Here is an 11,220-nt window from a genome sequence, read left to right as displayed (position 1 = left end):
AGGATCGGCACGCTCGACGGCGCGTACACCGGCACGGTGGTCGCCACGTCGAGCACCGGAGCCGTGCGCACCCCGCTCTCGATCGCCCGCGAGGTCGAGAGCTACACCGTCACCGTCAACCACACCGACCTCGACGGCGCCCCCTCCGCGACCGGCGAGACCTTCCTCGGTCAGATCGGCGGTTCGAAGGCGTACTACCTGGCCGAGGACGACGGGAGCAGCCAGGTCCGGGTGCCCAAGGGCGACTACTACGCGTGGAGCACCGTCCCGACGGGGAAGAGGTACGCGCTCCTGGCTGCCCCGAAGCTGACGGTGGACGAGGACACCGTCGTCGACGCCGACGCGCGGACCGCCAAGCCCGTCGAGGTGTCCGTCCCGGAGCCGACCGCCGTGGTCCAGCTCAGCGACGTCGGCGCGACCTGGCCGACGGCGACCGGCACCACCGGCCACAGCAAGGCGCTGCCCGACACCTACGAACCACTGACCGGCCAGATCGGCGAGGACGCCGCACCGAACCGGATGGCCTCGCGGATCGGCGTCCAGTGGCAGGGCACGCCCGTGGGCGACGTGCCGGTCAACTACCGGTTCGCTTCGGCGTGGCGGGGCGAGATGCCCACCGGCTTGGTCCGCGATCTGGGCAAGAAGGACTTCGCCGAGGTCAAGACCACCGTCGGACCGAGTCCCGAGGGCCGCGAGCACGTCCTCGCGCTGAGCCCGGTCGACTCCCTCGGCGCCCTCGGGTTCGCGTGGCGGGCACCCGTCGGCGCGTCCGGCACCGCGACCGACCACGTCGCCGGTGACGGCGTCACGTGGATCTCAACGCACGAACAGCTCTTCGGGAACACCACCGAGGCGGAGCAGAACACGCCGCCGCGGGAGTTCCGAGCGGGCGAGCACTACGACAACCTGCCCGGCCACGCGGTGGTCGGCCCCGCGCTGGACGGGTTCGCCCACGCGCTGGGCAGGAGCGGTTCGACCATCCGCGTCACGGTGCCGATGTTCGGCGACAGCACGGGCGGCGCGGGCTACTCGACGTTCGACAGCGCCAGGACGACGCTCTTCCGCGACGGCGTGAAGATCGGCGAGAGCACCGAACCGGGCAACCTCCGGGGCGACGTGTCGCCGCCCGCGGCGGCCTACCGGCTGGAGGTCGAGGCGACCCGCAGCGGCGTGTCCGAGTTCAGCACCGGGGTCAGCGGCACGTGGACGTTCCGCTCGGCGGAGGTGGGGACGCGGTACACCCCTCTCCCGATGTCGATCATCCGCTTCCGCCCCGACCTCGCCGGGGGGAACACCGCCCCCGCCGATCGCACGTTCGCGGTGCCCCTGGTCGTCCAGCAGAACCCCGGCGCCGACAACGGACGGATCAACCGGATCGCCGTCGACGTCTCGTTCGACGACGGCAAGACCTGGCGGCGCGCCCCCGTCATCGGCAGGTCCGCCCTGGTCCACAACGGCCCCGCGGGCAGCTACGCCTCACTGCGGGCCAAGGCCACCGACAGCAGGGGCAACACCGTCGAGAACACCGTGATCCGCGCCTACAGGATCGCGGGCGGCTGACGGGCGGCGGGCTCGTGGCGTTCGCCCGCCACGAGCCCGCTCACCGGCGGACGCGGCCGAGGAGGTGGGCGGCGACCCGTGCGGCGGCGGCGTCGGCCGTCGCGATGCACGCGGGCACGCCCACGCCGTGCAGCGAAGCACCGGCCACGGCGACACCCGGCAGTTCCGCCACGGCGTGCTCGATGCCGGACACCAGGTCGAGGTGGCCGACGCCGTACTGCGGCAGGCCACCTCCCCACCGGGTCACGACGGTGTCGATCGGCGCGGCGGTGATGCCGGTCAGCTCGGCGAGGTCCGCTCGCACGACCTTCACCAGGTCGGCGTCGGAGCGCTGGAGCAGCGCGGTCTGGCCGAAGCGGCCGACCGACCCGCGCACCAGCAGCGGACCGTCGTCCAGGTGCGCCCACTTGCGGCTGGAGAACGTGAAGGCCTTGGCGGTGAACGGCGTCGTGTCCCGGTACCGCTCGCCCTCGGCGATCAGCACACCGGACCGCTCGGGCAGTTCCGTGCCGGGCGGGAGGGCCATGGCGATGACGGCCATCGAGGCGACGTCGATCTCCGCGTACCGCTTCGCCGCGGCGGGAGCCACGTCGGCGAGGAGCTTGCGCGCCGACGGCGCGGGCACGGCGAGCACGATCCCGTCCACGTCGAGGTACTCCGGCGACGCCGCCGACCCGATCTCCAGCCGCCAGCCGACGTCGCGCCAGGCCAGCGCCCGCACCGGCAGCCCGAAGCGGACGTCGGGGGCCGCGGCCCTCTCCAGCGCGTCGACCAGGGTGCTCAGCCCGCCGGAGAGCGTGCCGAACACCGGCGGGCGCTTCGCGCGGGCCTGCGGCGGCGCGGGCATCGTCGTGGCGGCGGCCGCGAGCAGCGACCCGATCCCGGAGTCCAGGGCCGTCGCGAGCTGCGGCATGGTCGCCCGCAGCCCCAGCGACTTCGGGCTGCCCGCGTAGACACCGCCGAGCAGCGGACCGACCAGCCGCGCGCCGACCTCGGGCCCGAACCGCTCGTGCAGCAGCGTGCCGACGGCGACGTCCGCGCCGTCGAGGTGGATCGGCGGCAGCGCGGGCTCGGCCGCGACGCGGCTGTACCCCTCGTCGGACAGCACGGACCGCACGGCCTCGGCCGACGCGGGCACGCCCATGAGGGTGTGCGCCGGGATGGGCCGGACGTGACCGCCCGCGCGGATGGTCGCGGGGACCCCGGTCGGGTGCACCACGGACGCCGAGATGCCCAGTTCCAGGATCAGCTCGGCCGCTTCGGGCCTGCGCACCAGGAACGCCTCGGTGCCGACGTCGTAGGCGTGCCCGGCCAGCTCGACCGTGCGCAGCTTGCCGCCGAGGCGGTCCGACTGCTCGACGACCGTGATCACGGCCCGCGGGCCGAGCAGCTTGCGGAGCCGGTGCGCCGCGGCCAGACCGGAGACCCCGCCCCCGATCACCGCGACGTGGAGTGGTCTCATCCGGCGGCGTGCACCAGCTCGACCGCCTTGGTGATCATCTCCGGGTCGGTGTCCGGCAGCACGCCGTGCCCGAGGTTGAAGATGTGCCCGGCGGCGGACCTGCCCTCGGCGACGATCCGCTCGACCTCGCGCTGGAGCGCGGGCACGCCCGCGAACAGCAGCGCCGGGTCGAGGTTGCCCTGCACGACCGGCACCGGCAGCTCGGGGGCCGCCTCGCGGAGGCGGCGCACGGCCACGTCCAGCGGGATGCGCCAGTCGACGCCGACGACGTCCGCGCCCGCTTCGCGCATGGCGGGCAGCAGCTCGCCCGTGCCGACGCCGAAGTGGATGCGCGGCACGCCGGAGATCGCGGAGAGGACGCGGGCCGAGTGCGGCAGCACGAACTCCCGGTAGTCGCGCTCGGACAGCGCGCCCGCCCACGAGTCGAACAGCTGCACGGCCGACACGCCGGCGTCGACCTGAGCGGTCAGGAACTCCGCGGTCAGGTCGGCGATCTTCCCGAGCAGCAGGTGCCACAGCTCGGGGTCGCCGTGCATGAGCGCCTTGGTCTTCTCGTGGTTGCGGCTCGGGCCGCCCTCCACGAGGTACGACGCCAGCGTGAAGGGAGCCCCGGCGAACCCGATCAGCGGCACCCCGCCCAGTTCCTTGAGCAGCAGCCCGATCGCGTCCAGCACCGGCTGCACCTGCTCGACCCGCAGCAGGGGCAGGGCGGCCACGTCGGACGCGGTCCGCACCGGGTTCGCGACCACGGGCCCGACACCGGGAACGATGTCCAGGTCGACGCCCGCGGCCTTCAGCGGCACGACGATGTCGCTGAACAGGATCGCCGCGTCCACGTCGTGCCTGCGGACCGGCTGCATCGTGATCTCGCAGACCATCTCCGGGTCCATGCAGGCGTCGAGCATCGCGGTGCCCTCGCGCAGCTTGCGGTACTCCGGCAGTGAACGGCCCGCCTGGCGCATGAACCACACCGGCGTGCGAGAGGGCGTGCCACCGCGCGCGGCGACCAGCAGCGGGGCTTCGGAGAGGAGGGAGTTCGTCATCGTCCCAATCGTCCCACGCCACGGGAAAGGGGTTCGGCGCGGTGCCACCCGCTCGGCGTGCCGCCCGCGAACGGTGGCGCTTTTGGGCATACAGTCGGTGACGTGACCGGAATCGCGGCGGAGCCCGAGCTGTTCCGGCGGGCGGTGGCGACGCTCAAGTCGGTGCGAACCCGACCAGAGCTGGAACTGACCGAAGTACGCCCGCCGCAACGCCTCGCGCCCTGGGCCTACGCACTGACCGCCGAGATAACCGGCCCGTCCGACGAACTGTCGACAGGCAGGCTGGTGCTGCTCCACGACCCGGACGGCGTAGAGGCCTGGGCGGGCGACTTCCGCCTGGTCGCCTACGTGCGAGTCGAACTGGACCCGGAACTGGCGGCTGACCCGCTCCTGCCGGAGGTGGGCTGGTCCTGGCTGGCGGAGTCGCTGGAGGTCTCCGGCGCGTCGTACACGGCCCTGGGCGGCACGGTCACCCAGACGTCGTCGGCGAGGTTCGGCGACATCTCCGGCCCGGCAAGGACCGACGACCTGGAACTGCGCGCCTCCTGGACGGCCCGGGACGCGGAACTGGCAGCGCACGGCACGGCCTTCTTCGACCTCATGGCCACAGCGGTGGGCCTGCCCCCGGTAGGCGTGACGATGTTCGGCCAACGAGCAGGCTCCTAGCCAGCCCACTCACCCCCGAGCGTCAGCCCCGCCAGCACCCTGGGACACCCCTGCCCACCCGCCGGCCACCACCAGCATGCTGGGCCACCAGCCGGCAACCTCGCAGCCAGCCTCCAGCACGCTGTGGCCAATGCAACCCAGGGACCCCTAATGCGAGCCTCAGATCGCACTAAAAGGGCAGCCCACAGACCTACCCGATCACTAATTTCAAGGCTCAGATCCCCACCAAAATCGACCACGTTCGGTCGATCCAGCCCCACCCAAGCAGCAGCCCACCACCACTACCTGACATAACACCAGCTCAGAACCCCAACGCAACAAGAGCAACCGGCCCCGGCCCCAACCATCCCCATTACCCAACCAGGGCCCACCGCCCTTCCAACCCTTCCCCCGGCCGCCCCCGATTTCCCCGACACATCACGCCCGTTTTTGTTCGTCAAGGCATCTTTCCCGCCTTGACAAACAAAAACGGGCATGGAGACGATAAACAAATCGGGGTCAGCCCAGCGACCCGCACCCCACGAACCACACCCACAGCCACACCCACGGCCCCGCGGAGGACCGCCCCACGACCCAAACTGCACAGTATTAATGCACGTGCATTTGCATGATCAATCCGAGTCCCGCAGAACCCTCACCACGTTCCCCCCGGCGAGCTTCGCCAGATCCCCCTCACTCCACTTCCGCTCCACCAGTTCGGCGAACAGGTTCGGGTAGCACGACACGTCCTCCAGCCCCTCCGGGAGCGCCTTCACGCCGTCGTAGTCGCCACCGAGCCCGATGTGGTCGATCCCGGCCACCTCCCGCGCGTGCTCCACGTGCGCGACCACGTCCCGCAGCGTCACGCGCGGCGGCTGTCCGCCACCCGTCCACGAGCGCGTGAACGCGCCGCGCGCCTCCAGGTCGTTGTGGCTCACCCCGGCCGCGTTCATCGCGTCCTTCAGCCGGGCGTCCCACTCCGCGTACGCCTGGGACACGAAGTGCGGCACGAACGTCACCATGCAGACCCCGCCGTTGTCTGCGAGCTTGCCGAGCACGTCGTCCGGCACGTTGCGCGGGTGGTCGGCGACGGCCCGGCAGGACGAGTGGCTGAAGATCAGCGGCTTGGACGTGACCGCCAGGGCGTCGTGCATCGTGCTGGGCGCGACGTGCGACAGGTCGACCAGCATCCCGATCCGGTTCATCTCCCTGACCACGTCCCGGCCGAACGCGGTCAGCCCGCCGTGCACGGGCTCGTCGGTGGCCGAGTCGGCCCACGGGGTGTTCTCGTTGTGCGTGAGCGTCATGTACCGGACGCCGAGGCGCCGCAGCGCCCGCAGCACCCCCAGCGACGAGTTGATCGAGTGCCCGCCCTCGGCGCCCAGCAGCGACGCGATCCGGCCGGAGGCGAACGCCGCCTCGGCCTCGGCGGCGGTGGTCGCGACGGCCAGGTCGTCCGGGTAGCGGGCGGCCAGTTCGTAGACCAGTTCGATCTGCTCCAACACGGCGGTCACCGCTCCGTCACCCGCCAGCTTGCACGGGATCCAGACGGACCAGAACTGGAGGCCCACCCGCCCCTCGCGGAGCCGGACGAGGTCCGTGTGGAGTTCCGGCGTGCGGACCGACAGGTCTACGCGCGCCGCGGTAGCGAAAACGTCGTCCGTTGACTTTTCACTGTTTGAGTCGGTTTCGAAGAAGTCGCGGAGCGCCCAGGGGAGGTCGTTGTGCCCGTCGGCGAGCTGGATCCGGTCGAGAAGTGCCTGCGCACGGTCCCGGCTTGTGCTGCTCGCCACTGGGATCTCCTAGATGTCGTTGTGAGTGAGACTCGCGTTACGGCCCCATCCAGTTGTCAGCCGATCGTGTGACAGAAGGGGTCACCAGTCACAACTCGATAGGGACAGATACCCGATTGATCGTCCCGTAGACCCTCTCGGGCGGCTACGCTGCCCCAGACGACACCACTTTCGGTCGATCAGTGGCGCGGCTGATTGGCCGAAAGTCCCGGTGCCGGTCGGGGGGCACGACCGACTCCAGGGAGGTAGTGACGTGGCTGCCGTCGGCTTAGGTCAGGCCGTTCGTACCACGCCAGCCGGCTCGTTGCCGGCGAACATGGTCCCGCACCCGCGGGAAGAGTTGTTCTCAGTGCTGGTGGTCGACGACCACCCACTGCTGAGGGAGGCGATATCCGCTCGGCTCACCCAGATGGGAGCCGGGACAGTGCATGAGGCCGCATCGGTTGCAGAGGCTCGGGCGCGGGCTCTGGCAACCGGACCTTGCGACCTCGCGATCCTCGACTTGGGCCTGCCGGATGGCACCGGCATCGACCTGGTCACGGAACTCCGTGCCCAGGGCTGGCCGCGAATCGTGGTCCTCGCATCCTCCGACGACCCCTATGCGGTTCGGTCGGCCTTCCAGGCGGGCGCTCAGGCGTACCTCCTGAAGTCGGCCTCGCCCATGGTGGTCACCGACGGGGTGCGCAGGGTTCTCGACGGCGGGGTCTACGCGGATCCGAGTGTGGCTCCGGTGCTCGCAGCGGGCACCAGGGTTCCGGGCACCGACAACACACCGCGGGAGCTTTCCGCGCGTGAGGTCGAGGTCCTCCAGCTGGTCGCCGATGGCCAGAGCAACAAGGAGATCGGCGAAGCGCTCAGCCTTTCCGCGCTCACGGTGAAGTCTCACCTGAGCAGGATCGGGCGCAAGCTGGGCACCGGTGACCGGGCTCAGATGGTGGCGCTGGCCATGCGTGCCGGCGTGATCCGCTGAGCTGGTCGACGCACTGAACCGGCCTGATACACCCGCGAGCGGGACGTTCGTCATAGGGTCATCCGTCGTGGACGTACCCGCCGACGAGCCAACCGAACCAACCGGAGCAGATCCGGTCCCGCTGACGGAACCCGCAGAGGGGGTTCCGCCAGTGGTGTCCGACCTGTCAGCGCTCCGGCGAGCAGCTACGGCTCTCGCCGGGGCGAAGGGTCCGGTCGCGGTGGACACCGAGCGAGCCTCGGGCTACCGCTACTCGCAACGTGCCTACCTGGTGCAACTGCGCCGGGAAGGCGCTGGAACCGTGCTGGTCGATCCGATCGCCCTGGGTGGTCGGCTCGATCCGCTGGTCGAAGCGCTGGAAGGAACCGAGTGGGTGCTGCACGCGGCGTCGCAAGACCTGCCGTGCCTCGCCGAACTCGACCTCCATCCGAGCGTCCTGTTCGACACCGAGCTGGCGGGCAGGCTAGCCGGTTTCGAACGGGTCGCTCTGGGCACGCTCGTCGAGCGCTTGCTCGGCTACCGGCTGGAGAAGGGGCACGGCGCGGCCGACTGGTCGCGCCGCCCCCTTCCCGCTGACTGGCTGAACTACGCGGCGCTCGACGTCGAACTCCTGATCGAGCTGCGCGACGTGCTCGAACAGGAGCTGAAACGCCAGGGCAAGCTCGAATGGGCGCACCAGGAGTTCGAGGCGGCGCGCAACGCGCCGCTGAGTCGTCCTCGTGCCGAACCGTGGCGCCGAACCTCCGGCATCCACCGCATCCGCAACCCCCGGCAGCTGGCCGCGGTGCGCTCGCTGTGGGAGACCAGGGATTCGGTGGCTCGGGAACGCGACATCGCGCCCGGCCGAGTGCTGCCCGACGCCGCTCTCGTCGACGCCGCCGTCCGCGGTCCGGCCGACGAGGCGGCTCTCCTCGCGCTCCCCGTGTTCCGCGGGCGGGCGCAGCGGCGCATGGTGGGCACGTGGCTGGGCGCCTTGCAGCGCGCCGCCGCGCTGCCGCGCACCGAGTTGCCCGAGCCGTCCCCGCACCACGACGGTCCTCCGCCCGCCAACCGCTGGTCCGACAAGGACCCGGCCGCGGCGTTGCGGTTGGCCGCGGTCCGGGCGGCGCTGACGGCCATCGCCGAGGCGAACACCCTGCCCGTGGAGAACCTCCTGCTGCCGGACCTGGTGCGCCGCACCTGCTGGCAGCCCCCGGAGGACCTCACCCCGGCCGGGGTGGAGCGGGCGCTGCTGGACGGCGGCGCCCGGCGTTGGCAGGTCGACCTGACCGTCGACGCCCTCGCGGAGGCGCTCCAGCCCCCGCAGGCCCCTACTGGGTGACCCGCTTACCCCTATCCCTGACCTGAGTGGACCAACGCCCAGGTCAGGGGTAGTGGGAGCGGTGCGGTGCCGGTTCACTGGGCCCTCGTCGGCCCCCACGGCACTGCGAGGTCGGAATGCCCAGCACGATCATCCGGCGGCACCCGCTGCCGCCTGTCCTGGTCCCGCTCGCCGCCGCGGGTGTCGCGCCGAACCCCGGCCCGCCCGCGCACGTCGAGCCGCCCGTCGCGGCGCTCGCCCGCGCGCAGCACCCCGTCGTCCGGACCGAACGCCCGGACGGCCCGCCCGCCACGACCAGAGCGCGGGCGCGCGGCGCCAGATCCTTCCGTGCGGCCTGACGCGCGGGTCTCACCCCCCGCCGAGGAGCCGGGCCGAGGCGTCGCGCTGCGCGAGCCTGCGCAACGCGGCGAGCGCGGCGTCACCCAGGACGGTGGCCACCACCATGCTTTCGAGGACGTCGTCGACCCTGGCGTGCAGCAGCACGTAGTCGAGGTCCTGGCGCGCGATGCCGGCGGACGCCTCGGCGTACGCGTCGAGCTGCGCGGCGAACCGGTGGTGCCCGAGCTTGCGGGCCGCGGTCACCACCCCCGCCAGCGCCAGCGCCGCCGGGTCGTCGGCCATGCCGTCCCACCCGCGCCGGGCCAGCAGCGCGGTCACCTCGTCCTGGGACGCCCGGTCGGCGGGCGGCGGCTCGTCGGTCCCCATGCTGCGCTGCACGACGCCGAGCACCTGGTGCGTGACCACGTCGGCGTTCTCCAGCACGCCGACGACCTCGCCGACCGCGGCGATGGACAGGCCGCCGATGTCGATCAGCGCGCGCACGAGCTTGAGCCTGCGCAGGTGCTCGTCGCCGTAGTCGGCCTGGTTGCGACCGGTCCGCTCGCCGGAGGGCAGGAGCCCTTCACGCAGGTAGTACTTGATCGTCGGCACGGGCACGCCGCTCTTCCTGCTCAACTCCGAGATCCGCACGACCACCCCTCTAGTGCAAACGGCCCAATATGGATAGTCTACCTTTCTGATAGTAGAAAGTGTCACTATCCAGAACTGGAGTCGACGATGCTGCGCAAGGCGCTGGCCTGGCACCCGCCGTTGATGCTCTTCACCCTCGTCATGGTCGCCCTCGTCCCGCTGACCGGGCTCGCGGTGCTCGTGGACGACCGCACCCTCGACGGCGCACCGATCTGGTTCAAGCCGTTCAAGTTCGCCGTCTCGTTCGCCCTCTACGGGGCGACGCTCTCCTGGGCCGTCAGCCTCCCCACCAGGGCGCGCAAGGTCGGCAGGCCGCTCGGCACGATCATCGCCGTCACCAGCACCATCGAGATGGTGATCATCGTCGGGCAGGCCGCCCGCGGGCAGCACAGCCACTTCAACGTCAGCACCACCTTCGACCGGGCCCTGTTCATCGCGATGGGCCTGAGCGTCATGTTCCTGTGGACCTCCACCGCGGTGATCGCCGCGCTGGTGGCGTTCAGCACGTTCGTCGACAAGGCCGCGGGCACCGCCCTGCGCTACGGCCTGCTGATCTCGGTCGCGGGCCTGTCCGTCGGCTTCCTGATGCTCGTCCCCACGCCGGAGCAGATCGAGGACCTCTCCAAGGGCGTCACCGGCGTCGTCGGCGGGCACAGCGTCGGCGTGCCGGACGGCGGCCCGTCGATGGCGGCGACGGGCTGGAACACCACCGGCGGCGACCTGCGCGTGCCGCACTTCCTCGGGATGCACGCGCTCCAGGCGCTCCCGCTGTTCGCGGCGGCGCTCGGGTTCATCCGCTCCCCCAGGCTCGCCGACGGGCGCACCCGCTCGCAGCTCGTCCGGCTCGCCGCCGGGCTGTACGCGGGGCTGTTCGCGCTCACGCTCTGGCAGTCGCTGCGCGGTCAGGCCGTCACGGCCCCCGACGCGCCCACCCTCCTCGCGCTCGCCGCGCTGCTGGCCGTCATCGGCCTCGGCGCCGTGCGGGCGCTCACGTCCTCCACCACGGCGGTGCCGGCATGACCGAAGTCCTCTTCTCGACCACGTTCCTGCTCGCGGTGCCGTTCTGGGCGCTGATGATCCTCGCGCCGAGGTGGCGCACCACGGAGAAGGTCATCGCCTCGCCGCTGATCGTCGTGCCGCCCGCGCTGGTCTACCTCGTGCTGGCGGTCGCCAACCTCCCCGAGCTGTGGGCGGCCGTGTCCGCGCCCGCCCTCGGCCCGCTGGCGGAGTTCCTCGGCACACCGGAGGGCACCGCGCTCGGCTGGGCGCACTTCATCGCCTGGGACCTGTTCGTCGGCCGCTGGATGTACCGGCAGAGCCGTGGACTGGGAGTCCACCCGCTCGTGATGGCGCCGATCCTGCTCGTCACCATCCTCGCGTCACCCATCGGACTGCTGCTCTTCCTGCCCGTTCGCGCACTGCGGGCGCGCCGGGCGGAGCCCGCGCTTACGGTGTGA

The 11,220-nt window shown here is 71.6% G+C and carries 10 protein-coding genes and 1 pseudogene; 7 read left to right on the top strand and 4 right to left on the bottom strand.

The window, feature by feature from the left end:
* Window positions 1-1,560, top strand: a pseudogene (locus AC156L_RS05170) (hypothetical protein); the annotation flags it as partial.
* Between the two features lie 40 nt (window positions 1,561-1,600).
* On the opposite strand, the gene hemG reads toward AC156L_RS05170, so the two are convergent.
* Window positions 1,601-3,022 (bottom strand): protoporphyrinogen oxidase, encoded by a 1,422-nt coding sequence (hemG, locus tag AC156L_RS05165; protein ID WP_330878847.1) that lies wholly within the window; start codon window positions 3,020-3,022, stop codon window positions 1,601-1,603.
* Window positions 3,019-4,065, bottom strand: a complete 1,047-nt coding sequence (gene hemE, locus AC156L_RS05160) for a uroporphyrinogen decarboxylase (protein ID WP_330878848.1) — start codon at window positions 4,063-4,065, stop codon at window positions 3,019-3,021. The genes hemG and hemE overlap by 4 nt, the downstream gene beginning before the upstream one ends.
* A 102-nt stretch (window positions 4,066-4,167) precedes the next feature.
* Here hemE and AC156L_RS05155 point away from each other — a divergent pair, with 102 nt between their 5' ends.
* On the top strand, window positions 4,168-4,731 hold the full coding sequence (locus AC156L_RS05155) for a DUF3000 domain-containing protein (RefSeq protein WP_330878849.1): 564 nt from the start codon (window positions 4,168-4,170) through the stop codon (window positions 4,729-4,731).
* Between the two features lie 611 nt (window positions 4,732-5,342).
* Here AC156L_RS05155 and AC156L_RS05150 read toward each other — a convergent pair.
* Complete coding sequence (locus tag AC156L_RS05150; protein ID WP_330878850.1) at window positions 5,343-6,503, bottom strand: dipeptidase; 1,161 nt, start codon at window positions 6,501-6,503, stop codon at window positions 5,343-5,345.
* A 253-nt stretch (window positions 6,504-6,756) separates the two neighbouring features.
* Here AC156L_RS05150 and AC156L_RS05145 point away from each other — a divergent pair, with 253 nt between their 5' ends.
* The 3 genes from AC156L_RS05145 to AC156L_RS05135 all read left to right on the top strand — a co-directional run bounded on the left by AC156L_RS05145 (window position 6,757) and on the right by AC156L_RS05135 (window position 9,132).
* Window positions 6,757-7,473 carry a response regulator gene (locus AC156L_RS05145; protein WP_015099292.1) on the top strand — a complete coding sequence of 239 codons (717 nt, stop codon included), beginning with the start codon at window positions 6,757-6,759 and terminating at the stop codon, window positions 7,471-7,473.
* 67 nt (window positions 7,474-7,540) lie between these two features.
* Window positions 7,541-8,794 (top strand): ribonuclease D, encoded by a 1,254-nt coding sequence (locus AC156L_RS05140; protein ID WP_330878851.1) that lies wholly within the window; start codon window positions 7,541-7,543, stop codon window positions 8,792-8,794.
* A gap of 116 nt (window positions 8,795-8,910) precedes the next feature.
* On the top strand, window positions 8,911-9,132 hold the full coding sequence (locus AC156L_RS05135) for a hypothetical protein (RefSeq protein WP_330878852.1): 222 nt from the start codon (window positions 8,911-8,913) through the stop codon (window positions 9,130-9,132).
* Between the two features lie 10 nt (window positions 9,133-9,142).
* Here AC156L_RS05135 and AC156L_RS05130 read toward each other — a convergent pair whose 3' ends face one another.
* On the bottom strand, window positions 9,143-9,748 hold the full coding sequence (locus AC156L_RS05130; protein ID WP_330878853.1) for a MerR family transcriptional regulator: 606 nt from the start codon (window positions 9,746-9,748) through the stop codon (window positions 9,143-9,145).
* A 102-nt stretch (window positions 9,749-9,850) separates the two neighbouring features.
* On the opposite strand from AC156L_RS05130, the gene AC156L_RS05125 reads away from it, so the two are divergent.
* Window positions 9,851-10,783 (top strand): hypothetical protein, encoded by a 933-nt coding sequence (locus tag AC156L_RS05125; protein WP_330878854.1) that lies wholly within the window; start codon window positions 9,851-9,853, stop codon window positions 10,781-10,783.
* On the top strand, window positions 10,780-11,220 hold the full coding sequence (locus tag AC156L_RS05120) for an ABA4-like family protein (RefSeq protein ID WP_330878856.1): 441 nt from the start codon (window positions 10,780-10,782) through the stop codon (window positions 11,218-11,220). Before AC156L_RS05125 ends, AC156L_RS05120 begins: the two co-directional genes overlap by 4 nt.

Source organism: Umezawaea sp. (genome assembly GCF_057122925.1).
Note: the sequence above shows the minus strand (reverse complement) of the source record. Positions and strands in the feature narration are given on the sequence as shown.

Excerpts from the sequence above, each read along its gene's own strand:
- AC156L_RS05135 (WP_330878852.1), top strand. The coding sequence starts at position 8,911 with ATGCCCAGCACGATCATCCGGCGGCACCCGCTGCCGCCTGTCCTGGTC.
- AC156L_RS05125 (WP_330878854.1), top strand. The coding sequence starts at position 9,851 with ATGCTGCGCAAGGCGCTGGCCTGGCACCCGCCGTTGATGCTCTTCACC.
- hemE (WP_330878848.1), bottom strand. The coding sequence starts at position 4,065 with ATGACGAACTCCCTCCTCTCCGAAGCCCCGCTGCTGGTCGCCGCGCGC.
- hemG (WP_330878847.1), bottom strand. The coding sequence starts at position 3,022 with ATGAGACCACTCCACGTCGCGGTGATCGGGGGCGGGGTCTCCGGTCTG.
- AC156L_RS05120 (WP_330878856.1), top strand. The coding sequence starts at position 10,780 with ATGACCGAAGTCCTCTTCTCGACCACGTTCCTGCTCGCGGTGCCGTTC.